This window comes from uncultured Brevundimonas sp. (assembly GCF_963977465.1).
Lineage (GTDB): Bacteria > Pseudomonadota > Alphaproteobacteria > Caulobacterales > Caulobacteraceae > Brevundimonas.
On the sequence record NZ_CAXBOQ010000003.1, the window covers coordinates 385,503 to 406,050 of the forward strand.

Consider the following 20,548-nt stretch of genomic DNA (forward strand, 5'->3'; position numbering starts at 1 on the left):
AACCCGACTTTCATTTCGGCCTTGCGCCCGGATCGCTAGACGGTCTGCGAGTACAGGTCCGCGCGCAGAAGCCGCCGGACGTCACAGCGAGTTCGAGTTTGTCGGTCAGAAACGACCATCACCAGAAAACGACCATTGCCCCTGCGATCATCGCGGGCGTGGGCGTGCACACCGGAAAGCGTGTGCGTCTGGCTGTGCGTCCGGCCCCTGTGGGCACCGGCATCGTCTTCGTGCGCACCGACATCAAGGACCGCGACAACCGCATCCCCGTCTCGGGCGAGGCCGTCGTCGACGCCCGCCTGAACACCATGATCGAGAACGCCGCCGGCGTGCGCCTGTCGACCATCGAGCATCTGATGGCCGCCTTCTGTGCCCTGGGCGTGTCGAACGCCGTGGTCGAGGTCGACGGCCCCGAGCTGCCGATCCTCGACGGCTCGGCCCTGCAATTCGTCCAGCTGCTGGACCGCGCCGGCTTCCGCCGTCAGGAAGCCCCGGTCCACTATATCGAGATCCTCGAGCCGATCCGGGTGCGCGACGGCGACAAGACCGCCGCCCTGCTGCCGTGCGATCGCTACGAGATGCGTTTCGAGATCGACTTCCCTTCGGCGGTGATCGGCAACCAGGTCGTCGATTTCGTCGTCGACGAACAGACCTTCCGTACCGAGATCATGGCCGCCCGCACCTTCGGCTTCGCCCATGAGGTCGAGGCCCTGCGCAAGGCCGGTCTGGCCCGCGGCGGCAGCCTCGAGAACGCCGTGGTCATTGACGGCGACGAGATTCTCAACCCCGGCGGCCTGCGCATGGAACGCGAGTTCGTGAAACACAAGGCGCTGGACGCCATCGGCGACATGTACGTCCTCGGCGCGCCGCTGCGCGGTCGCTACGAAGGCGTCAAGGCCGGTCACGCCATCAACAACCTGCTGGTCCGCGAACTGCTGGCCAACCCCCAGGCCTGGCGCCAGATCACCCACCTGCCGGCGCTGGCCCAGGTCGGCTAGAGGCCGACGCGCCCTCGCGCCGTTGTCATCCCGGACGCCGCGCCGCGGCGATCCGGGACCGCAGGCTCTTCATGTCCCGGGGCTCCCGGAAATCGCGGCGCGACTATCCGGGACACGGGTTCCGCCACGCTGGATCCTGACCTGTCTCCCGGATAGCGGCTGACGCCGCTTCCGGGAGGATCAACCTTGTGCGCTCAAGCGTCCCGGATCACCGCTTTCGCGGCGTCCGGGATGACAAGGTGTCTGGACTCTTGCGCAGGGCGACGGGCTGCCATCCACCCTTGGGCGACCGACAGGATTCGACCCGTTGCGGACAGCGGTGTGGACTCGCATGATCGACCGATGAAACTCCAACACTTACTGGCGCGGCAAGGCGGTAGAGCAGCATTGCTTCTTGCGGCCTTCTTCGCGCCTGGGCTGGTTTACTCCATCCGCTACGTCCAGGCCGGAGCGGACGCCGCCTTTTACGGCATTCTCTGGGGAGCGGTGGGGTCGATTATGGCGCTCATCGGGTTCGCACTCAGCTTTCAGACATCAGCGGTAGGACGGCTGGGGCGTTTCGCGCAGGGCTTGATGCCAGTCGTAATCGCTTGGTGCATCATTCTCTTCTGGTGAAGGGGCGTCATTTAAGGATTGTCGGCTTCTCACCCGTTGCGGACCAAGAGAATGTCGGCTCTGCTGCCGGGATGAGAGCAATCGTCCTCCCGCTTGTGCTCGCGCTGTCGACCTTTGGATCGTCGGCGCATGCGCTTTGCAGCTACAAGGGCGAACTCTATGCCCGGACGACAGTCAGGCAGGAGTTTCAAGACTCCCAGTGGGTTGTCAGGGCCAAGGTGCTTACGGCGACCGAACACTTCATCGAAGGCGAAGAGCCTTGGACCGAGTATCAGCTTGAAGTGCGGCACGCCTACAAGGGTAGTCCGCCGGGACGCCTGCGGTATTTCACACTCCGCAACAGCGGAGGTTTCTATCTGGATCGCGGTCGGGAGCATGACCTCGGTGGCGAGTATTTCCTCTTTCTGAACCCCACGATCAGATCCCCCGAAGTCCCCGCGGCAGCCAGCGGGACGGTCTCCGTGAACTACAGTTGTGGCGTTTCCGGGCCTTGGAACAGTGTGACGACGGCGTCACGCGCGGACCTGGTTCGGCTCAGCCGCTAAAGTCTGCATTCCACCCCTCCCGGACCTCGGCCGGGCCTTCTCAGCGTCACAGCGCTACCCCCGCTGCGCTGTTGCAGACGCCCGGCGAGGCCACCATGTTCCATCCTGCAAGGCCAAGCGCAGGGGGACGACATGGTCGGGATAGCAGTCTCGGATCTCCAGGAATCACGGCGTCACGCCGAGCACCAAACCCGTGTTGACCCCCATGACTGAGGCTGTCCTCGCCGTCTGGCTTGTCGCCGTTCTCCCCGCCTACATGTGCTGGAAGAGCCTGCGCCCCAGACGGCCTGACCGGTCAAGGACGACCCGGTATCTTTCCACGATCGGCCTGGTGGCGGTCTCGGTCGCTGCGCTCGCCGCGATCTGGATCGCACAGGGTCGAACCGGGGCGGACCTGGGGCTGGCGATACCGCCGCCGCTGGCCGGGATGATCGGCCTGCTGATTGCCGCCCTGATCATCCCCGTCCTGATTGTCATGATGCGGGCGAAAGCCCGGACCGACAGGCCGCCGTCAGACGCCATGAACGCCCTCCTGCCCGAAACGGGGTCAGAGGCCTTTCTGTTCGTGGTGTTCAGCGTCGTCGCCGGGTTCGGCTGGGAGGTGCTCTATCGGGGTTTCCTGCTGTGGTTTCTGCAACCCTTTGTCACATTGTGGGGGGCCGTCCTCCTCGCGGCCATCGCCTACGGCCTGGCGCACGGCATCGCGGACAAGCGACGGATTGGCCCCAGCCTGTTGTCAGCCCTTGTATTTACAGCGGCCTATGCCCTGACACACAGCCTGTGGTGGCTCATCGTCATCCACATTGCCCTGCCTTTGCTGGGGGCCTTTGCCGCGCGGCGATCGTCCGGGACCCAGCCGGGGTCGACGACCGTTACGCCCCCTGCCTGACGCGACATTAGCCAGCAGCGCTCCGGGGCGATATGGTCAAGGTTCGTTTTCGGCCGGGCGCCGGTGTCGCAAGCCGCTCCGTCGCGGACAGACAGCAAACGCCCGGCCTTTCGCCAGCCCGTTCTCTTCCGCGGATCAGGAGAGAGCGTTCCGAGATCCAGGAGCCCGGAAATGCAATTTTCGTCTGCTCGTTTTCTGTTTTTTCTCGTGGCGGGCTTGCCGGTCGGCTTCATTCTGGTGGCGCTGGGTTTCGCTGTCGCGGGGCTTCCAATCTCGGCACCCCAGCTCTTCCCCTGGGCCCTTGGACTCGCGGTCATTGCTGGTGCGATCGCGGGATTCTGGCGGCGGTCTGCCTAGAGCGCGCTTCTCAGCCGCAACAGACCCTCACCCCAGCGCCACCGCCGACATCAACCGCCCGAAGTCCGGCTCGCCGTTCAGATAGGCCCGCCGGTTCGAATAGAACCGCGCCGCATCCGCCCGCGTGTCGTCGCCGGTCCAGGCGGCCTCGCCGATCCCGGCCTGTTCCAGCCGCCACAGCACGAAGCCGGGCAGGTCGAACTGACGTCGGTCGGCCACGACACCCGACGCGAAAAACCGCTCGCTGCCCGGATCGTGGTGGGTGAACCGGTCCATGAAGGTGGTGTCGACCTCATAGGATGTCTGGGCGATACAGGGTCCGACCACGGCCACCGTCCGGCCCGGCTCGGCCCCCAGCGCCTGCATCGCGGCCGCGGCGCTGTGCACCACTCCGTCCAGCGCCCCCTTCCAGCCGGCATGGACGGCCGCGACCACCCCTGCGGTGGCGTCGGCCAGCAATATCGGCGCGCAGTCAGCGGTCAGCACGGCGCAGATTACGCCCGGCGCGGCCGTCGCGACCGCGTCGCCTTCGGGTCGGTCGCCCTTCCAGCCGGTCTCGGCCACCCGGGTGACGACGGAATGGATCTGGTAGCAGGCGGCCAGGTCGTCGGTCGTGCCGCCCATCCACGCGGCCACGCGCCCGCGGTTCTCGCGCACGGCCGTCGGATCATCACCCGACCCCACCCCGGTGTTCAGCCCCTGATACAGGCCGGTCGAGACGCCGCCCGCGCGCGTGAAGAAGCCGTGGCGCACCCCGGCGCTGGTCAGCAGCGGGTGGGTGATTGGGGTCAGGATGTCGGTCATCCCCTTTTCATATCGCGCGCGCATCGGCCTGTCGCGGTTGCGACCTGCGTCCGGAACCGGCGCAGCGGTCCTCTATGATCACAATATGGAGACTTTGGCCGATCAGGGCGCGGGGCGGAGTTTGGCAGGGTTGGCACCCCGAATTCGCCAAACCCTGCCAGTCCGTTCAGTCCTCGAACCCCGGGACCGCCAGCGAGCGCGGGGAAAAAATGGCCGCGGCCTTGAACAGGGTCCCCATCTGGTCCGGCCCGGTGAGCCGGTCCAGCTGACGCTGGATCACCGGGGCGACGTCGGGACGGGCCGTGCTCAGCCGTTCGGCCCGGGCCGCGATACCCAGCCGGTTCAGGAAATCGCCCTGGTCGCGGCAGCCGGTGACGTCGGCCCCGGCATGAACCGCGGCCTCCAGCACTGCGGGAAAATCGGCCCATTGGGTCAGGTCGGCCTCGCCCGGCGTTTCCAGCGGATCGACCTTGCGGTGACGATGCAGGCCCTGCAGCGTATCCCCGGCCTCGGGTCGGGCCCGGCCATAGTCGATCAGCAGGGCAGCCCCCGACGTGGCGCTGACCAGCCGGGCCAGATCGCGACCGAACATGGCCTGCTGGTCGGAAATCTCCAGCGTCTGACCGGACTCCATGTCGAACGCCGGGCGCTTGAAGCCGCCGCTGATGGCCACGAGTCCGAAGATCAGCTCGCCGTCATCGCTGACGCCGACCCGGCGCTCGGCCCAGCCGTCCTCCGTCTTCACGAACTGGCGCGCCGGCATACAGTCCAGCACCTCGTTGGCGATCAGGATCACCGGCGCATCGGTCTCGATCCGGTCCAGGGCGGTGACCCAGCGCGGATGGATGTCGCTGTCGGCCAGCATCCGGGCCTGCATGTCCCGCAGCGGCGCGCTGGGCTCGATCAGGATCAGGTCCACCGCCTGCAGGAAGTCGGGGGCCAACCGCGCCGCGCGCAGGGCGTCGGCCATAAGGGTCCCGTCGCCGGGTCCGACCTCGACCAGCCGCACCCGCTCCGGCGCGCCCAGCCGCTGCCACGTCTCGACCGCCCACAGTCCGATCAGCTCGCCGAACATCTGGCTGACCAGCGGGGCGGTGATGAAGTCGCCGCCGGCCCCCAGCGCGGGGCGGGTCGCATAGTAGCCGGCCTGCGGATCGTGCAGGCAGCGGTTGACGTAGTCGGCGACCGTCATCGGTCCGGTCAGGGCGATCTCGCGCGCCAGCCGGTCCTTCAGCGCCATCAGCCGGCCGCGGGTGCGACCGGCGGCCGACGCCAGGCCCGCTGGATCAGCCAGATACCGATCAGCATCATCGGCACGGACAGGATCATGCCCATGGTCAGGCCCATCGGAAGTTGGTCGAGACCGACGTCAGGCTGGCGCACCGTTTCCAGCGTGGCCCGGATCAGGCCGTAGCCCAGCAGGAACAGGCCCGTGACATAGCCGGGCTTGGCCAGCAGACGCACCTTCCACACGGCAAAGGACAGGATGGCCAGCAGGACGATGCCCTCCAGCCCCGCTTCATACAGCTGGCTGGGGTGGCGCACGACGTCGCCGGGGCCCGACCCCATATATTCGCAGGTCGCGCCATAGATCGCCCGGGCGTGGTTGTTGCAGAAGTTCACGCCCCACGCGACGTCAGTGGTCCGGCCCCACAGCTCACCATTGACGAAATTGGCCAACCGCCCGAAGGCTAGGCCGATCGGCACCACCGGGGCAATCAGGTCGCCCAGACTGAGCATGTTGATCCGGCTGCGGCGCGCGAAGGCGATCATGGCCACGGACACGCCGATCAAACCGCCGTGGAAGGACATGCCCCCGTCCCACAGGCGGAACAGCGCCAGCCTCTGACCCCAGTCGGCACCGGTGAACAGGTCGCCATACAGTTCGGGGCGATAGAACAGGGCATAGCCCAGACGCCCGCCGAGGATGATACCGAGGGTGATCCACAGCACCAGATCGTCCAGCTGCACCGCATTGACCGGCGGCCGGCCCGGGGCCCAGACGCTGGTGCTCTTGACCAGCCGTGCCGCATACCACCAGCCCAGCACGATGCCGGTGACATAGGCCAGGGCATACCAGCGGATATCCAGCGGGCCGATGCTGAACCAGATGGGGTCGAATTCGGGAAAGGGCACGGGCACTCCTGCAATCGCCTGCCTCGCCGTTTAGCAAGGGACGCTGCGTCCGTCGCGGACTTTCAGCCGCCTCGCTTCTGCCCCAAGGCGCGGTTAGGTGCGGGTCCCCCGTGTTCTAAAGGATTCATTCACCATATCGGGCGGACCATCCCCCACAGAGACCCGGATTCGATCCGGTCAGGAGACAGACGGCATGCAGACGCGAAATCCCATCCTCGACGAGTTCGCCAAGCTGACGACCGGCGCGATGGGGCTGGCCCAGGCCGCTGGAGACGAGGCCAAGGCGGCCTTCCGCTCCCAGTCCGACCGGCTGGTCGCCGAGATGGATCTGGTGCGTCGCGACGAGTTCGACGCGCTGAAGGCCGAGATCACCGCCCTGCGCGCCGAGGTTGCCTCCCTGAAATCGGGAAAAGTGTCCGCAACCGGGCAAAAGAAGCCTGGAAAGGGAACGTCCACAGCCTCGGTTCCCCCCAAGGACGCAGTCGGTTGAGCCGAATCTGCGAACACGCCTACCGTCAATTCATGCCGCGTGAGTCGCGCGACATGCCCCGAACGATTGGGACTGCCTGATGGACGCTGTGAGGCCCGAAGAGGTCGATGTCCCGTTTGATCCGCTGGATGTGGTCGAACATGTGCTGACGGCAGAGAACCTGCCGTTCGACCGTACCGACGACGGTGATCTGGCTTTCGCCCTGGCCGGCGACTGGAAGGACTATGAGCTGTGGTTCGCCTGGCGTCCCGAGGGCGACTGCCTGCAGCTGTGCTGTGCCCTCGACCTGCGGGTCAGCAAGGGACGGCGCACGGCCGCCTATGAACTGATCGCCCTGGTCAACCAGCGCACCTGGTTGGGCCATTTCGAGGTCTGGGCCGAGGATGGCGAGATCGTCTTCCGCCATTCCCTGGCCCTGCCGCACGGCGAGCGCCCGACCCTGGCCCAGGCGGCCTCGATGATCGACGCCGCCGTCGAGGCGGCCGATCGCTACCACCCGGCCTTTGCCTTTATGATCAAGGGCAACAAGAAGCCGCAGGAAGCTATCGACGCCTGCCTGTTCGAGACCGTCGGCACCGCCTGATCCCGTCCTTCTGACTGGCCGCGACCCTGACTGCGGGTGACAGCGCCGGTCTGAAGCCATATGCCCTGCGCCTGAAGTGTCCCGACTGGTCGTCGGGACGCGGTCTATCCAGGAGCATCCGCCGTGGCCAAAGCTGAATCCGAACAATCCTCGGTCCGTCCTGTCGTTCTGCTGGGCTGCGGGCGGCTGGGCTCGGCTATCGCCGAGGGCTGGCTGGCGACCGAGGCGCTGGATCCCGCCGAGCTGATCATCCTGACCCCGTCGGAAAAGCCGGTCGCCGAGGCCGCCCGCAAGCTCGGGGCCTGGATCAATCCGCCGCTGGAAGCCCTGGCCGACGCCCGGGTGCTGGTGGTCGCGGTCAAGCCGGCCATGTGGCGCGCTGCCGTCGCGCCGCTGATCGAGCTCCTGCCAGCCGACGCCGTGATCGTCTCGGTCATGGCCGGGGTCCCCGGCGCGGCCCTGACCGAAGCCTTCGGCGGCCGTCCGGTCGTGCGGGTCATGCCGACCACCGCCGTGGCCCAGGGACGGGGCGTCGCCGCCCTGTCCTCGACCTCCGCCGTGGCCCTCAAGGCCGGGCGCGCCCTGTTCGCCGCCATGGCCACCGTGGTTGATCTCGACGACGAGGCGCGCATGAACGCCGCCACCGCCGTCGCCGGCTCGGGCCCGGCCTTCGTCTATGCGTTCGTGCAGGCGATGGCCGCCGCCGGCGAGGCCCAGGGTCTGGATCCCGTCGCTGCCGAGGCCCTCGCCCGCGGCGCGCTGCGTTCGGCCGGATCGGGGGCCGATACCGGTCGCCCGCTCGCCGACCTGGTGTCCCAGATCGCCGCGCCCGGCGGCACCACCCAGGCCGGGCTGGACGCCATGGCCGCCAGCGTGTCCGCCCCGGCCACCGCCGCGATCACGGCCGCCGCGGCCCGGGCTGCGGAACTATCGGGTCACTAGCCGACCGGCGACCAGATTGGCGGCCAGCCGGTCGAAGGCCCGCTCGGCGTCGTGCCAGGTGGCGTAGCCATACACATCGGCCAGGGTCGGCGAATACCAGTCATAGCGGACCGGCAGGCGCTGACCGTCGGCGGTAATCACCTCGCCCTCGACCGTCGCCCCGCCGATGCTGATGCTGCGATGACCGTCCAGACCCGGCCGACGGGCCATCTGTTCAAATGTCGGGCGGTTGGGGCGCAGGTCGGTCAGCACCAGCGCGATGCGCGCGCCCTGCAGAGTGCCGGCCTTCGTCAGGGCGTCGCGGACGGTCACCGCCAGTCGGTCGACCTCCCGCTGTACGTCGCGCGGGCCCAGTTCCGCGATCTTCTCCTGCAGGTCGGGACCAATGCTGACGCTGACCTCGGCCGGCTGGGCCTGGGCGGCACCGGCCAGGGCCAGGGTGGCGGCGAGGGGGGCGAGGAAGGCAAGATTGCGCATGGTCATCTCCGGGGTCGGACCCTGTCCGCTGAAGATGCGCCTGTCGTCCCGTTCCCGCCAGTGAGTCGCCGGAATTTGTGATCAGCCGGGCAGACGGATCATGGCGCGCAGCCCGCCCATATCGCTGCGGTCCAGGGTGATGTCGCCGCCGTGGCCGCGCGCCACGTCGCGGGCGATGGCCAGGCCCAGACCCACGCCCTTGCGGTTCTGGTTGCGCGCGGGGTCCAGACGCGAGAACGGCCGGAAGGCTTCCTCGTACATGTCGGGCGGTATGCCGGGGCCGTCGTCCTCGATCACCACTTCCAGCCCGCCCGAGGCCAGCGGGCGGGCCGACAGCCGCACGTGCTCGCCGTGCGCCGCGGCATTGCCGGCCAGATTGGTCAGGGCGCGCTTGAAGGCCATGGGGCGGACAGTAGCGGTCAGGTCGTCGGGCACCACCACCTCGGCTTCGACCCCGGCGCGGCGGGCGTCGGCCGCGGCAGTGTTCAGCAGGTCGGCCACCGTCACGGTCTGGGCGGCCTCGCCGGCCTCGCCCTGGGCGAAGGCGAGGTATTCGTCGATCATATGCTCCATCTCGTCGAGATCGCCCTTCATCGCCTCGGCGCGCTTGAACGGCGGGGCCAGGGCCAGCTCCAGCCGCAACCGGGTCAGGGGCGTGCGCAGGTCGTGGCTGACCGAGGCCAGCAGAGCCGTGCGCTGCTCGATATGGCGCTGGATCCGGTCGCGCATGGCCAGGAAGGCGACCGCGGCGGCCCGCACCTCGCGCGCGCCGTGGGGCTTGAACCGCACCGAGGTCTCGCCGCGGCCAAAGGCCTCGGCCGCCTCGGCCAGCCGTTCGATGGCCCGGACCTGATTACGAATGAACAGGATCGCCACTGACATCAGCAGCACGGTGGCGATGGTCAGCCACAGCACGAAGATCTGGGCCTGGGTTGCCACCGCCCGTTCGCGCGGGGCGATGATGCGCAGCACGCCGTCGGCCTGCTGAACCCGGATGTCGACATAGGCGGGGTAGCGGGTGGTGTTGAACCAGAACGGCTGGTCCAGCCGCGCCGACAGGGCGTGTTCCAGCGTGCGGTCGACCACGCCGATCGCGCCGCGTTCCTGTTCGCGGGGCAGGGTTGCCCCCTCCTGCAGTGCCACCGACAGCGACATCGCCCGCTGGGCCCGGTCGGCGATCACCGCCAGGTTCTCAGCCGTCGGTTCCTCGCTGTAGCTTTCGGCGGCCCAGGCGATGTCCCCGGCCAGACCTTCGGACAGGCGGGCCGTCACCGTCTGCCAGTGAGCGTCGAAGAAGATCCAGGTCACCGCCATCTGCATGATCAGCACCGGCAGGACGATGATCAGCAGTGACCGCCCCCACAGCGAGGTCGGTAGCCGCCGCTTCAGGAACCGCGGCCACAACGCAGCGGGCAGGATGCGCATCGGTTCAGTCCGGGGCCAGCATATAGCCGACACCGCGCACGGTCTGGAGGTAGCGCGGATTCTTGGGGTCGACCTCCAGCTTGCGACGCAGGCGGGTCACCTGGACGTCGACGGCCCGGCCGGTGATGTCGGCGGTGTCGGGCGACAGGCTGATGCGCTCGACCGGGGCATGCGCACTCAGGGCAAGGGTCTTCAGCAGTTGGGCTTCGGCCTCGGTCAGTCGCAGCGGCGCGCCGTCGCGGGTCAGTTCCAGCCGCTCCATGTCGAACACGGCCGTGCCCAGCTTGATCTCGCGTGGCGACATCGGCTTGCCGCCGGTGCGGCGCAGGATGGCCTCGATCCGCAGCGCCAGCTCACGCGGGTCGAACGGCTTGGTCATATAGTCGTCGGCCCCGCGGGTCAGGCCCTCGACCCGGTCGTCGGCCTCGCCTCGCGCGGTCAGCAACAGCACCGGCGTCCTGGAGGTGTCGGCCTTGCTGCGTACCCAGGTCGTCAGGTCCAGACCGCTCTCGCCCGGCATCATGATGTCCAGCACCACCAAGTCGAACTCGATCAGCTCCATCAGCCGCCGCGCCGCCGCGGCATGGGCCGCGCCGGTGACGCGATACCCTTCGCGGGCCAGATATTCCTTGAGCAGTTCGCGGATGCGGTCGTCATCATCGACGATCAGCAGATGGCGACCGACGCCGGCTCCGGCGACGGGCCCGGAACGGCCGTTCTGGCGCGGTTCGACGGCGCTCATGACACACCTCTGGCGATCAGGGCGTTGACCTCGGCGGCTTCGAGGGCTCTAAACCGCACTTCTTCGCGGGAGACGTTATTCAATGGCCTTCGTTCCTTTCGACGATCGTGACGGCTGGATCTGGATGGACGGTGATTTTGTGCCCTGGCGGGAAGCAAAAACGCACGTTCTGACCCATGCCCTGCACTACGGCTCGTCGGTGTTCGAGGGTGAGCGTATGTACGGCGGTGAAATCTTCAAGCTGACCGAACACTCAGAACGCCTCCATCGCTCGGCGAACATGCTGGACTTCGACCTGCCGTACAGCGTGGCCGAGATCGACGCCGCCTGCAAGGCGACCTGCGAACGGATGGGGCTCGACGACTGCTATGTTCGTCCCGTGGCCTTCCTCGGGGCCGAACAGGTCAGCGTCACGGCCAAAAACAGCCGACCCCATGTGGCCATCGCCGCCTGGGAATGGCCCAGCTATTTCGACCCCGAAACCAAGGCCAGGGGCATCCGTCTGGAATGGGCCAAATGGCGCCGTCCGGACCCGATGACCGCCCCGTCGACGGCCAAGGCGGCGGGTCTGTACATGATCTGCACCATGTCCAAGACCGCGGCTGAAAAGCGCGGCTTCTCCGACGCCATGATGCTGGACTGGCGCGGCTATGTGGCCGAGGCCACCGGGGCCAATGTCTTCTTCGTCCAGGACGGCGTGCTGCATACGCCGCCGGTCGACGCGATCCTTGACGGCATCACCCGCCAGACCGTGATCCAGATGGCTGCGGCCAAGGGAATCGAGGTCGTGGTCCGCAACATCCGCCCCGAGGAGCTGTCGACCTTCAGCGAATGTTTCCTGACCGGCACGGCCGCCGAGGTCACGCCGGTCAGCGAGGTCGGCGAGTACACGTTCAAGCCGGCGGCGCTGTCGCTGGGCCTGATGGAAGACTACGGCCGGCTGGTGCGACGACAGACCTGAAACCGGGGTCCCTTCGAACCATGAGCGCCTTTCCGGTGCATGACGCGGACCTGACATGTCTTGCCGCCGCCGGTCGGCGGCGCGGGCTTGCGCCCCGGCGCGGTATTGATTTCGCCTCGAATGACTACCTCGGTCTGGCCGGTGGTGAAGACCTGACCCGGGCCGTGACCGCCGCCCTGTCCCGGGGCGTGCCCGTAGGCTCGGGCGGCTCGCGTCTGCTGCGCGGCAATCATCCCGAGCATGAGGCGCTGGAGGCCGAGGCCGCCGCCTTTTTCGGTGCAGGCGCGGCCCTCTATTTCTCGACCGGCTATGCCGCCAACACGGCACTGCTGGCCACCCTGCCGCAGCGCGGTGATCTGGTGCTACACGATGCCCTGATCCATGCCAGCGTGCACGAAGGCCTGAGACTGGGGCGGGCCGAGGCGATCGCCTTCCCGCACAATGACGTCGCCGCCGTCGCTGATGCGATCGGCCACTGGCGCGATCATGGCGGTTCGGGGCGCATCTGGATCGCGGTCGAGAGCCTGTACAGCATGGACGGCGATCAGGCACCGCTGGCCGACCTGATGGCCGTGGCTGACCGTCACGACGCGGTGCTGCTGATCGATGAAGCCCATGCGACCGGCGTGTTCGGTCCCGGCGGGCGCGGGCTGGCGGCGGCCCTTCAGGGGCGGGACAATGTCGTCACCCTCCATACCTGCGGCAAGGCCATGGGCGGGGAGGGGGCATTGCTCTGTGGTCACCCGACGGTGATCGATTTCCTGATCAACCGCGGCCGCGCCTTCATCTTCTCAACCGCCCCGTCGCCGTTGATGGCGGCGGCCATGCGGGAATCGCTGATCCTGATCGGAGACGAGGCCGCACGCGGTCGTCTGCAGTCCCTGTCCCGGACGGCGGGGGAGTTGCTCGCCGAGCGGCTCGGTGTGGCACCGACGGGGTCACAGATCATTCCGGTGGTTCTGGGTGACGACGCCCACACCATGACCGTGGCCCGGGCGCTGCAGGACGGTGGCTTTGACGTCCGCGGCATCCGCCCGCCGACCGTACCGCCCGGCACCGCCCGCCTGCGCCTGTCCTTGACGCTGAACGTCGACATGGCGGCGGTCGAGGCCCTGGTCACCGCGCTGGAACCCCTGTTGCAACAGCACCCTGGAACGCCCTGATGCGCCCCATCGTTGTCACCGGCACCGGCACCGACATCGGCAAGACCGTCTTTGCGGCGGCGCTGACGGCAGCCCTCGACGGTTGCTACTGGAAACCGGTGCAGGCGGGATTGCAGGAACCGACCGACAGCATGACGGTGGCCACCCTGACCGGTCTCGGTCCGGATCGAGTGCTGCCGGAGACCTGGCGGCTTGTCACCCCGGCCTCGCCCCACCACGCCGCGCGTCTGGACGGGGTGCATATCGATGACCTCGCCCTGACCCCGCCGCCCTGCGACCGGCCACTGGTGATCGAGGGGGCGGGCGGCTTGCTGGTGCCGCTGAACCCGACGACGGTCTATGCCGACGTCTTCGCGCGCTGGGGTCTGCCGGTCGTCGTCTGCGCCAGCACCGCCCTTGGTACGATCAACCACACCCTGCTGACCCTTGAGGCGCTGCGGGCCCGCGACATTCCCGTGCTGGGGGTGGCCTTCATCGGCGACGCGATGGACAGCTCCGAGACGGTGATCGCGGATCTGGGCAAGGCGCGGCGGCTGGGCCGTCTGCCGTGGCTTGATCCTCTGACGCCGGACGGTCTGGCCCGGGCTTTCGCGGCCAATTTCGACGTGGCGGACTTCCGTTGAGCGGGGCCGACGACACCTCGCCGGTCTGGCGGCCCTTTACCCAGCATGGCCTGAACGAACCGGTGCCGATGGTGGTGCGGACCGAGGGGGCGGCCCTGCACACCGACGACGGGCGGCGCATCATCGACGCCATTTCCAGCTGGTGGGTGATCACCCACGGCCACAGCCATCCGCGCCTTCAGGCCGCCCTGCGCCGCGCCAGCGAACACTATGACCAGATCATCTTCGCCGGCTGGACCCATGAACCGGCCGAAACCCTGGCCCGCGGTCTCGTCGCCATGACACCCGAGCCGCTGCAGCACGTCTTCTATTCGGACAGCGGGTCGACCAGTGTCGAGGTGGCGCTGAAGATGGCGCTGGGCTTCTGGGCCAATACCGGCCGGCCGCGCCATCGCATCGTGACGATGCAGCACGGCTATCACGGTGACACCATCGGCACGATGTCGGTCGGCGAGCGTGGCGTGTTCAACCGGGCCTATGCGCCGCTGCTGTTCGATGTCGCCACCATCCCGTTTCCGTCACCGGGAACGGAGCAGGTCACGATCGACGCGCTCGAGGCCTTCTGCCGCCAGGACCCGGCCCCGGCCGCGTTCATCGTCGAGCCCCTGATCCTCGGGGCCGGCGGCATGCTGATCTATTCCGCGGCGGTGCTGCGGGCCATGGCCGAGGTCTGCGCCCGGCACGACGTGCTGTTCATCGCCGATGAGGTGATGACCGGCTGGGGCCGCACCGGCACCCGTCTGGCCTGCGAACAGGCCGGGGTCACGCCCGACATCCTGTGCCTGTCCAAGGGACTGACCGGCGGGGCCCTGCCGCTGGCCGTTACCCTGGCGACCGGCCCGATCTTCGAGGCCCACCGCTCGTCGGACCGCTCGCGGATGTTCTTCCATTCGTCCAGCTACACGGCCAACCCGATCGCCTGCGCGGTCGCCGTCGAGAATCTGGCCATCTGGCGCGACGAGCCGGTGCTGGAGCGGATCGACGCCCTCGGGGCGGCCCAGGCCGGGCATCTGGACCGGTTGCGTGACCACCCGGCCCTGACCCGCCATCGGCAGCTGGGCACCATCGCCGCGGTGGATTTCAATGGTGGCAAGGACGGCTACCTGTCCGGACTGGGGCCGTGGCTGCTGGCCTTCTTCCTCGACCGCGACCTGTTGATCCGCCCGCTGGGCGACACCGTCTATGTGATGCCGCCCTACTGTATCGACGTGCCGGATCTGGACCGGGTCTGGACCGCCATCGTCGAGGCGGCGGACGCGGTGGCTGCGCGCGCCTGACGGCCTACGGCTGACCGTCGGTAGCGGACGGAACCGGCTCTTCGGCTTTCAGGATCCTCGCGGCCCTGCGCCGTCGCAGCACGATCCAGAGGATCGGAACCGCGATCAGGGCGAACGGCAGGATCGCCGCGAATACGAGGATCAGCCCGCCCAGCGCCTGCATGAATACGGTCAGGGCGTTGTCCAGCGCCGAAGACACCGGACGGAAGGCGCTGTCCGGAGCCAGCTGTCCCGCTGCCTCATAGGTGATGGTCAGGGTCGAGGTAGCGACGCGGGTCCGCATCAGTTCGAGCGCCGACCGGGTCGCGTCCAGTTCGCCCTGGACCCGCGCCAGTTCCCGTTCGGTCTGCAGCAACTGTTCCAGCGGGGCGGTTCGTGTCGCCAGCAGCTGTTGCAGCCGGTCCCGCAGAGTCGACAGGGCGCGCATTCGGGCCTCGGTGTCGCTGAGATTGCGGGACAGGTCCTCGCTATCGGTGGCGGCGAGGGCGATCCGTCCGCCGGCCGCTGTCGCATCCCCCTCCAGCCTGGCCCGGAACGGCGTCAGGAAGGCGGGTACGGCGCGGATTTCCAGCCGGGCTGACAGGCTGTCGCGGCCGTACCGGGTCGATTCCGAACCGATCACCTGACACACGGCGGCCCCGGCTGAAACACAGGCCTGTTCATGCCGCTGCATCAGCGCCGGCCCCTTGTCCGCCGGCACTTCCAGACCGTAGCGATAGGCGTAGGCGATCTGGGCGGCCCGAACGGCCACCTCTGCGGGCGGCCCCGACGAGGTCTTGCCGGCGGCGTCGGTGGCGACGGCCATCGCCGGAGGCGGGGCTGCGGGGGCCATCATCTCCATGCTGACGACCGCGTCGGCTGCATCGAGGGCGCCGTTACTGTCGGACTGCTGGCAGCCGGCCAGTGCCGCGATCGCGGTCAGGCTGGCGAAGGTCTTCAATCCCGTGGGCATCGACATCCTCCATCCGCGCGGTGATCACGCCTGCGTGATGTCGCGCGCCGATTATGGCCGGCTTACGGCAACGTCGGCGTGCGAAGACGTCTTGCCAGACGCCCTCCGCTCGCGTTCAAGCGGTCAGAGACGTCCGGCGGGGGGCCGGGCGGGGGAGTCCTCGATGTTCAGCCTTCTGAACCTGCAGAGCCTGTTCGGGCTGCTCGTCATCATCGCCGCCTGCTGGGGTCTGTCCGAGAACCGGCGGGCGTTTCCGTGGAAGCTGGCCATCGGGGCCGTGGCCGTCCAGGCCGGACTGGTGCTGGCCCTGTTCGCCATTCCCGGCTCCCAGTCCGTGCTGGCCGCCGTGACCAGCGCCGTCGACGGTCTCAGCCTGGCCTCGGCCAAGGGCGCGCAATTCGTGTTCGGCTATCTGGCCGGGGGCGACCAGCCCTATTCGGTCGACAACCCGTCGGCCCTGTTCACCTTCGCCTTCAATGTCCTGCCGCTGATCCTGGTGATCTCGGCCCTGTCGGCCCTGCTGTGGCACTGGAAGGTCCTGAAATGGATCACCCACGGCTTCGGTCTCCTGTTCCAGCGCACCATGGGCCTGGGCGGGGCCTCGGCCCTGGCGGTAGCGGCCAATATCTTCCTCGGCATGATCGAGAGCCCGATCGTCATCCGCGCCTATCTGGCCAGGCTGACCCGGTCCGAGCTGTTTCTGCTGATGGTCGTCGGTCTGGCCACGGTCGCCGGTTCGACCATGGTCGCCTATGCCACCATCCTGCATGACGTCCTGCCCAACGCCGCCGGCCATGTGCTGGTCGCCTCGATCGTCTCGGCTCCGGCCGGGGTGCTGCTGGCCCGCATCATCATTCCGGAGAAACCGGGGCAGGGCGGGGCCCACGCCGAAGACGGTTCGGACCTGAAATACGACAGCGCCGTCGACGCCATCGTCAAGGGTACGGCCGATGGCCTGATGGTGGTGCTGAACATCTCGGCCATTCTGATCGTGTTCGTCGCGCTGGTCGCCCTGGCCAATGTGATGCTGGGCGGCCTGTGGCTGTTCGGCGACCATGTCACGGTCGAGCGGGTGCTGGGCTGGGTCTTCATGCCCGTGGCCTGGCTGACCGGTGTGGAATGGGCCGAAGCCGGCAAGGCCGGCTGGCTGCTGGGCGTCAAGCTGACCCTGACCGAGTTCGTCGCCTTCATCGAACTGGGCAAGATCCCGGTCGGTGACATGAGCGAACGCACGCGGATGCTGATGACCTATGCCCTGTGCGGCTTCGCCAACATCGGTTCGGTCGGCATCACCGTCACCGGCCTGTCGGTGCTGGTGCCCGATCGCCGCGAGGAGGTGCTGGGCATGGTCTGGAAGGCCCTGTTCGCCGGTTTCCTCGCCACCCTGATGACCGCCGCCGTGGTCGGGGCCTTGCCCGCCGCGGTGTTCGCCTGATAGCGTTGCATTAGAAAACGGAGCGTCCCTCATGAAGCTGTTCGACTATGCACGCGCACCCAATCCGCGTCGGGTTCGCTGGCTGATGGCCGAAAAAGGCATCGAGGACATCGAGATCGTGTCCGTCGATCTGGCGACGGGTGAGCACAAGTCTCCGGAATATCGCAACCGTATCGGCCTGGCCCATGTCCCGGCGCTGGAGCTCGACGACGGGACCTGTATCTCCGAGTCGCTGGCCATCTGCCGCTATCTGGAATCCCTCTATCCCGAGCCCAACCTGTTCGGCCGGGACGCGCGCGAACAGGCGGTGATCGAGATGTGGACCCGGCGCTGCGAGATCTATCTGGCCAATCCGATGATGCTGGCGGTGCGCCACACCCATCCGGGTCTGGCCCTGATGGGGCCGCAGAACCCGGAGGTCGGGGCCTACAACCAGGCCGAGGCCGAGAAGATGATGAAGACGCTGAACCGGCATCTGGCCGACCGTGAATTCATCGCTGCCGACCGCTTCACCATGGCCGACCTGGTCTCGGTGACCGGGCTCGATTTCGCCCGCATGATCAAATACCAGCCGCCCGAGGCGTTCGAGCATTTCAACCGCTGGCTCGAGGCCTGCCGGGCCCGCCCGGCGGCGAAGGCCGGGCTCTAGCCCCGCGGCGTGAATTTCCGGATCACGCCGGAATAGGTCATCAGCGTCCGGTCACCGGTGGTGATCTGGCCGCGCACGAAGATCAGCGACCCGCCGGCCCGCACCACCTCGCCGGTCGCCTCGATCAGCTCACCGACATAGGCCCCGTCGATGAAGGTCGAATCCAGCTGGATGGTGACGCCGTTCTTGCCCTCCATCTCCTGGTAGGCGGTCTGGAACAGGGCGATGTCGGCAAACGTCATCAAACAGCCGCCGTGCATGCGGTCACCGGCGTTCATATGTTTGTGCTCGGCCCGGAAGGCGCAGCGCATGCGGCCGTCCGGATCGGGCTTGAAATAGAACGGCCCGACCACCTGGTCGAAGGTGCCCTGCAGATCATAGTGCTGCCAGCCGGCGAACTCGCCCTCGCTCACCGTGACTTTCGCGACCATAGTCCTTACTCCGCCTTCTTTCCGCTATTGCAGCGCAGCATATAGACATCATGAACGATCCCATCGAGAGCGCCATCTTCGAAAAATTGGCCAAGGCCGATCCCAAGGGTGTCGGCGGCAAGAGTATCGAGCCCTCCGACGTGGCCAAGGAACTGCAGCCGGAACAATGGCAACGCCTGCTGCCCAAGGTGCGCCACTGCGCGCTGGCCCTGATGCGTCAGGGCAGGCTGACCATCACCAAAAAGGGCAAGGTGGTCGACCCGACGGCCTTCAAGGGCGTGATCCGCCTGCGTCTGCCGACGCCCGAGGAAACGGCGGCCGCCCTGGCCGCCCTGCCGCCGGTGGTCGACGAGGATGACGACGACTTCGCCTGATCCCGATCTCGGAGCCGTCCTCGACGACATCCGGGCCTGCCGCGCCTGTCTCGGTGAGCTGCCGCACACGCCGCGTCCGGTGGTGCATGTCTTTCCTGAAACCCGGCTGCTGATTTGCGGCCAGGCCCCCGGTCGACGGGTGCATGAGAGTGGCCTGCCGTTCACCGACCCGTCGGGCGACCGGCTGCGTCAGTGGCTGGGCGTCGACTATGCGACCTTCTACGCCGACCCGCGCATCGGCGTCGCGGCCCAGGCCTTCTGCTATCCCGGCACAGCCCCCAGGGGCGGCGACTATCCGCCACCGCGCCGCTGTGCCGAGCTGTGGCGACCCCGGCTGCTGGCGGCCCTGCCGCGCATGGAGCTGACCCTGCTGGTCGGCGGTCATGCCCAGGCCTGGGCGCTGGGCGCGGCGGCGAAGTCCGGTATGACCGCGACGGTGCGGGCCTGGCGCAGCTTTGCGCCTGACATATTGCCGCTGCCGCACCCGTCATGGCGCAACACGGCCTGGCTGCGGCGAAACCCCTGGTTCGAAGCGGAAATCCTGCCCTATTTGCAGCAACGTGTCCGGGCTATCCTCGCCCCATGATCAGACGCCTGTCCGTCCTGTGCCTGGCCATGGTCCTGACGGCCTGCGCCACCCCCTATGTCCAGCCGCCGCTGACGCCGCCGGCCGGGTTCGTCGGTCCGTATATCGAGGATGTGCCCGCAGGCCAGTCCGGGGCCTTCGTCGTTCAGGACGGGGCCCGGTTGCCGTATCTGCACTGGGCCCCGGCCGAGGCTGAGCCGTGGGCGGTGATCGTGGCCCTGCACGGTATGAACGACTCGCGCGCCTCGTTCCGTCTGGCCGGTCCGTGGTGGGCCGAACAGGGGATCGAAACCTGGGCCTATGACCAGCGCGGCTTCGGTGAGGCTCCGGGCCGGGGCCTGTGGGCCGGCGAGGCGACCCTGACCACCGACCTGCGCACCGTCGTCGCCCTTGTCCGGGCCCGTCATCCCGACGCCCTCGTCGCCGTTGTCGGTGAGAGCATGGGCGGGTCGATCGCCGTCGCCGCCTTCGCCTCGGATCAGCCGCCCGCCGCCGACCGGCTGATCCTGCTGGCACCGGGGGTCTGGGGCTGGTCCAGCCAGGGCTGGCTCAACGGCACCAGCCTGTGGTTCGCCTCCCGCCTGTTCGGCGACCGCGCGGTCGAGCCGCCGGAGTGGGCCGTCCGCGACATCCGCGCCACCGACAACATTCTGGAGCTGATCCGCAACGGCCGGGATCCCAACAGTATTCTGGCGACCCGTTTCGACACCCTGTCGGGCCTGGTCGGGCTGATGGAGACGGCTTCGCAGCGGCTGGGCGACACCCGCGTGCCGACCCTGCTGCTGTATGGGGCGCACGACCAGATCGTCACCCCCGGACCTATGCGGCTGGCGCTGGAGCGGGCCGGGGCATCGCCGACCCTGCGCACGGCCTGGTATCCGGACGGCTGGCATCTGTTGGACCGCGATCTCGGGGCGGTGACCGTCTACGGTGATGTCGTCGCGGCCCTGCGCGATCCCGCGGCCCCGCTGCCGTCCGGAGCCACCGCGGTCCTGCCGCAACTGCAGGCTACGTCCCCGGGACTCTGAAACCAACCGTCAGGCTTGCCGTTGCGTCATCCTGAGGGTATCTGGCCCCAACATGAATATTGCCCG

25 protein-coding genes are annotated in these 20,548 nt (G+C 68.0%); 17 read left to right on the top strand and 8 right to left on the bottom strand.

Features of this window, described 5'->3' with window-relative positions; genetic code table 11:
- Positions 1-98 precede the first annotated feature (98 nt).
- The 5 genes from lpxC (at position 99) to AAC067_RS08845 (ending at position 3,404) form a co-directional block, all read left to right on the top strand.
- A complete protein-coding gene (gene lpxC, locus AAC067_RS08825; RefSeq protein ID WP_339931593.1) occupies positions 99-998 on the top strand; it encodes a UDP-3-O-acyl-N-acetylglucosamine deacetylase in 900 nt (299 codons plus the stop codon).
- A gap of 342 nt (positions 999-1,340) precedes the next feature.
- Positions 1,341-1,613 carry a hypothetical protein gene (locus tag AAC067_RS08830; protein WP_339931595.1) on the top strand — a complete coding sequence of 91 codons (273 nt, stop codon included), beginning with the start codon at positions 1,341-1,343 and terminating at the stop codon, positions 1,611-1,613.
- 71 nt (positions 1,614-1,684) lie between these two features.
- Complete coding sequence (locus tag AAC067_RS08835; protein ID WP_339931597.1) at positions 1,685-2,158, top strand: hypothetical protein; 474 nt, start codon at positions 1,685-1,687, stop codon at positions 2,156-2,158.
- 205 nt (positions 2,159-2,363) lie between these two features.
- Complete coding sequence (locus tag AAC067_RS08840; protein WP_339931599.1) at positions 2,364-3,047, top strand: CPBP family intramembrane glutamic endopeptidase; 684 nt, start codon at positions 2,364-2,366, stop codon at positions 3,045-3,047.
- 171 nt (positions 3,048-3,218) lie between these two features.
- Positions 3,219-3,404 carry a hypothetical protein gene (locus AAC067_RS08845; protein ID WP_339931601.1) on the top strand — a complete coding sequence of 62 codons (186 nt, stop codon included), beginning with the start codon at positions 3,219-3,221 and terminating at the stop codon, positions 3,402-3,404.
- Between the two features lie 27 nt (positions 3,405-3,431).
- Here AAC067_RS08845 and AAC067_RS08850 read toward each other — a convergent pair whose 3' ends face one another.
- The 3 genes from AAC067_RS08850 to lgt form a co-directional block, all read right to left on the bottom strand.
- Positions 3,432-4,208: a polyphenol oxidase family protein gene (locus AAC067_RS08850; protein WP_339931603.1), complete on the bottom strand. Its 777-nt coding sequence runs from the start codon at positions 4,206-4,208 to the stop codon at positions 3,432-3,434.
- A 166-nt stretch (positions 4,209-4,374) separates the two neighbouring features.
- Positions 4,375-5,448 (bottom strand): SAM-dependent methyltransferase, encoded by a 1,074-nt coding sequence (locus AAC067_RS08855; RefSeq protein WP_339931605.1) that lies wholly within the window; start codon positions 5,446-5,448, stop codon positions 4,375-4,377.
- Positions 5,448-6,344 carry a prolipoprotein diacylglyceryl transferase gene (lgt, locus tag AAC067_RS08860; RefSeq protein ID WP_339931607.1) on the bottom strand — a complete coding sequence of 299 codons (897 nt, stop codon included), beginning with the start codon at positions 6,342-6,344 and terminating at the stop codon, positions 5,448-5,450. Before lgt ends, AAC067_RS08855 begins: the two co-directional genes overlap by 1 nt.
- 193 nt (positions 6,345-6,537) lie before the next feature.
- Between lgt and AAC067_RS08865 the strand changes: the two genes are divergently transcribed.
- From AAC067_RS08865 to AAC067_RS08875, 3 genes are all read left to right on the top strand, one after another.
- A complete protein-coding gene (locus AAC067_RS08865) occupies positions 6,538-6,834 on the top strand; it encodes an accessory factor UbiK family protein (protein WP_339931609.1) in 297 nt (98 codons plus the stop codon).
- A gap of 79 nt (positions 6,835-6,913) precedes the next feature.
- Entirely contained in the window at positions 6,914-7,417 is a 504-nt protein-coding gene (locus AAC067_RS08870) for a YbjN domain-containing protein (RefSeq protein ID WP_339931611.1), read from the top strand.
- A 123-nt stretch (positions 7,418-7,540) separates the two neighbouring features.
- Positions 7,541-8,359 carry a pyrroline-5-carboxylate reductase dimerization domain-containing protein gene (locus tag AAC067_RS08875; RefSeq protein WP_339931613.1) on the top strand — a complete coding sequence of 273 codons (819 nt, stop codon included), beginning with the start codon at positions 7,541-7,543 and terminating at the stop codon, positions 8,357-8,359.
- Here the strand turns inward: AAC067_RS08875 and AAC067_RS08880 are convergent.
- The 3 genes from AAC067_RS08880 to AAC067_RS08890 all read right to left on the bottom strand — a co-directional run bounded on the left by AAC067_RS08880 (position 8,345) and on the right by AAC067_RS08890 (position 11,003).
- Positions 8,345-8,836, bottom strand: coding sequence for a hypothetical protein (locus AAC067_RS08880; RefSeq protein WP_339931615.1), 492 nt, complete (start codon positions 8,834-8,836; stop codon positions 8,345-8,347). The genes AAC067_RS08875 and AAC067_RS08880 overlap by 15 nt on opposite strands.
- An 81-nt stretch (positions 8,837-8,917) precedes the next feature.
- Entirely contained in the window at positions 8,918-10,261 is a 1,344-nt protein-coding gene (locus tag AAC067_RS08885) for an ATP-binding protein (protein WP_339931617.1), read from the bottom strand.
- Positions 10,262-10,265: 4 nt separating this feature from the next.
- On the bottom strand, positions 10,266-11,003 hold the full coding sequence (locus AAC067_RS08890; RefSeq protein ID WP_339931619.1) for a response regulator transcription factor: 738 nt from the start codon (positions 11,001-11,003) through the stop codon (positions 10,266-10,268).
- A gap of 82 nt (positions 11,004-11,085) precedes the next feature.
- On the opposite strand from AAC067_RS08890, the gene AAC067_RS08895 reads away from it, so the two are divergent.
- From AAC067_RS08895 to AAC067_RS08910, 4 genes are read left to right on the top strand one after another with little or no spacing between them, the layout of a single operon-like run.
- Positions 11,086-11,964: a branched-chain amino acid aminotransferase gene (locus tag AAC067_RS08895; protein ID WP_339931621.1), complete on the top strand. Its 879-nt coding sequence runs from the start codon at positions 11,086-11,088 to the stop codon at positions 11,962-11,964.
- Positions 11,965-11,984: 20 nt separating this feature from the next.
- Positions 11,985-13,127 (top strand): 8-amino-7-oxononanoate synthase, encoded by a 1,143-nt coding sequence (locus tag AAC067_RS08900; RefSeq protein ID WP_339931623.1) that lies wholly within the window; start codon positions 11,985-11,987, stop codon positions 13,125-13,127.
- Positions 13,127-13,750 (top strand): dethiobiotin synthase, encoded by a 624-nt coding sequence (gene bioD / locus AAC067_RS08905; protein ID WP_339931625.1) that lies wholly within the window; start codon positions 13,127-13,129, stop codon positions 13,748-13,750. The genes AAC067_RS08900 and bioD overlap by 1 nt, the downstream gene beginning before the upstream one ends.
- Positions 13,747-15,027: an adenosylmethionine--8-amino-7-oxononanoate transaminase gene (locus AAC067_RS08910; RefSeq protein ID WP_339931627.1), complete on the top strand. Its 1,281-nt coding sequence runs from the start codon at positions 13,747-13,749 to the stop codon at positions 15,025-15,027. The genes bioD and AAC067_RS08910 overlap by 4 nt, the downstream gene beginning before the upstream one ends.
- A gap of 4 nt (positions 15,028-15,031) precedes the next feature.
- On the opposite strand, the gene AAC067_RS08915 is transcribed toward AAC067_RS08910, so the two are convergent.
- The gene (locus AAC067_RS08915) at positions 15,032-15,979 is read right to left on the bottom strand and encodes a DUF4349 domain-containing protein (RefSeq protein WP_339931629.1); all 948 of its coding nucleotides are present in this window, start codon (positions 15,977-15,979) and stop codon (positions 15,032-15,034) included.
- A 163-nt stretch (positions 15,980-16,142) separates the two neighbouring features.
- On the opposite strand from AAC067_RS08915, the gene AAC067_RS08920 reads away from it, so the two are divergent.
- Both AAC067_RS08920 and AAC067_RS08925 read left to right on the top strand, forming a co-directional pair.
- Positions 16,143-17,414, top strand: a complete 1,272-nt coding sequence (locus AAC067_RS08920; RefSeq protein ID WP_339931631.1) for a nucleoside transporter C-terminal domain-containing protein — start codon at positions 16,143-16,145, stop codon at positions 17,412-17,414.
- A gap of 31 nt (positions 17,415-17,445) precedes the next feature.
- Complete coding sequence (locus AAC067_RS08925; RefSeq protein WP_339931633.1) at positions 17,446-18,063, top strand: glutathione S-transferase; 618 nt, start codon at positions 17,446-17,448, stop codon at positions 18,061-18,063.
- Here AAC067_RS08925 and AAC067_RS08930 read toward each other — a convergent pair.
- The gene (locus tag AAC067_RS08930; protein ID WP_339931635.1) at positions 18,060-18,494 is read right to left on the bottom strand and encodes a PaaI family thioesterase; all 435 of its coding nucleotides are present in this window, start codon (positions 18,492-18,494) and stop codon (positions 18,060-18,062) included. The genes AAC067_RS08925 and AAC067_RS08930 overlap by 4 nt on opposite strands.
- A 50-nt stretch (positions 18,495-18,544) precedes the next feature.
- Between AAC067_RS08930 and AAC067_RS08935 the strand changes: the two genes are divergently transcribed.
- Genes AAC067_RS08935 through AAC067_RS08945 form a run of 3 tightly spaced genes read left to right on the top strand, consistent with a single transcriptional unit; the run spans position 18,545 to position 20,482 of the window.
- Entirely contained in the window at positions 18,545-18,868 is a 324-nt protein-coding gene (locus AAC067_RS08935; protein WP_339931637.1) for a DUF3253 domain-containing protein, read from the top strand.
- On the top strand, positions 18,849-19,454 hold the full coding sequence (locus tag AAC067_RS08940) for a uracil-DNA glycosylase family protein (protein WP_339931639.1): 606 nt from the start codon (positions 18,849-18,851) through the stop codon (positions 19,452-19,454). Before AAC067_RS08935 ends, AAC067_RS08940 begins: the two co-directional genes overlap by 20 nt.
- Positions 19,451-20,482: an alpha/beta fold hydrolase gene (locus tag AAC067_RS08945; RefSeq protein WP_339931641.1), complete on the top strand. Its 1,032-nt coding sequence runs from the start codon at positions 19,451-19,453 to the stop codon at positions 20,480-20,482. The genes AAC067_RS08940 and AAC067_RS08945 overlap by 4 nt, the downstream gene beginning before the upstream one ends.
- The last annotated feature ends 66 nt before the right edge of the window (positions 20,483-20,548 follow it).

Excerpts from the sequence above, each read along its gene's own strand:
- AAC067_RS08830 (WP_339931595.1), top strand. The coding sequence starts at position 1,341 with ATGAAACTCCAACACTTACTGGCGCGGCAAGGCGGTAGAGCAGCATTG.
- AAC067_RS08835 (WP_339931597.1), top strand. The coding sequence starts at position 1,685 with ATGAGAGCAATCGTCCTCCCGCTTGTGCTCGCGCTGTCGACCTTTGGA.
- AAC067_RS08840 (WP_339931599.1), top strand. The coding sequence starts at position 2,364 with ATGACTGAGGCTGTCCTCGCCGTCTGGCTTGTCGCCGTTCTCCCCGCC.
- AAC067_RS08845 (WP_339931601.1), top strand. The coding sequence starts at position 3,219 with ATGCAATTTTCGTCTGCTCGTTTTCTGTTTTTTCTCGTGGCGGGCTTG.
- AAC067_RS08850 (WP_339931603.1), bottom strand. The coding sequence starts at position 4,208 with ATGACCGACATCCTGACCCCAATCACCCACCCGCTGCTGACCAGCGCC.
- AAC067_RS08855 (WP_339931605.1), bottom strand. The coding sequence starts at position 5,448 with ATGGCGCTGAAGGACCGGCTGGCGCGCGAGATCGCCCTGACCGGACCG.
- AAC067_RS08865 (WP_339931609.1), top strand. The coding sequence starts at position 6,538 with ATGCAGACGCGAAATCCCATCCTCGACGAGTTCGCCAAGCTGACGACC.
- AAC067_RS08870 (WP_339931611.1), top strand. The coding sequence starts at position 6,914 with ATGGACGCTGTGAGGCCCGAAGAGGTCGATGTCCCGTTTGATCCGCTG.
- AAC067_RS08880 (WP_339931615.1), bottom strand. The coding sequence starts at position 8,836 with ATGCGCAATCTTGCCTTCCTCGCCCCCCTCGCCGCCACCCTGGCCCTG.
- AAC067_RS08885 (WP_339931617.1), bottom strand. The coding sequence starts at position 10,261 with ATGCGCATCCTGCCCGCTGCGTTGTGGCCGCGGTTCCTGAAGCGGCGG.
- AAC067_RS08890 (WP_339931619.1), bottom strand. The coding sequence starts at position 11,003 with ATGAGCGCCGTCGAACCGCGCCAGAACGGCCGTTCCGGGCCCGTCGCC.
- AAC067_RS08895 (WP_339931621.1), top strand. The coding sequence starts at position 11,086 with ATGGCCTTCGTTCCTTTCGACGATCGTGACGGCTGGATCTGGATGGAC.
- AAC067_RS08900 (WP_339931623.1), top strand. The coding sequence starts at position 11,985 with ATGAGCGCCTTTCCGGTGCATGACGCGGACCTGACATGTCTTGCCGCC.
- bioD (WP_339931625.1), top strand. The coding sequence starts at position 13,127 with ATGCGCCCCATCGTTGTCACCGGCACCGGCACCGACATCGGCAAGACC.
- AAC067_RS08915 (WP_339931629.1), bottom strand. The coding sequence starts at position 15,979 with ATGCCCACGGGATTGAAGACCTTCGCCAGCCTGACCGCGATCGCGGCA.
- AAC067_RS08920 (WP_339931631.1), top strand. The coding sequence starts at position 16,143 with ATGTTCAGCCTTCTGAACCTGCAGAGCCTGTTCGGGCTGCTCGTCATC.
- AAC067_RS08925 (WP_339931633.1), top strand. The coding sequence starts at position 17,446 with ATGAAGCTGTTCGACTATGCACGCGCACCCAATCCGCGTCGGGTTCGC.
- AAC067_RS08930 (WP_339931635.1), bottom strand. The coding sequence starts at position 18,494 with ATGGTCGCGAAAGTCACGGTGAGCGAGGGCGAGTTCGCCGGCTGGCAG.
- AAC067_RS08935 (WP_339931637.1), top strand. The coding sequence starts at position 18,545 with ATGAACGATCCCATCGAGAGCGCCATCTTCGAAAAATTGGCCAAGGCC.
- AAC067_RS08940 (WP_339931639.1), top strand. The coding sequence starts at position 18,849 with ATGACGACGACTTCGCCTGATCCCGATCTCGGAGCCGTCCTCGACGAC.
- AAC067_RS08945 (WP_339931641.1), top strand. The coding sequence starts at position 19,451 with ATGATCAGACGCCTGTCCGTCCTGTGCCTGGCCATGGTCCTGACGGCC.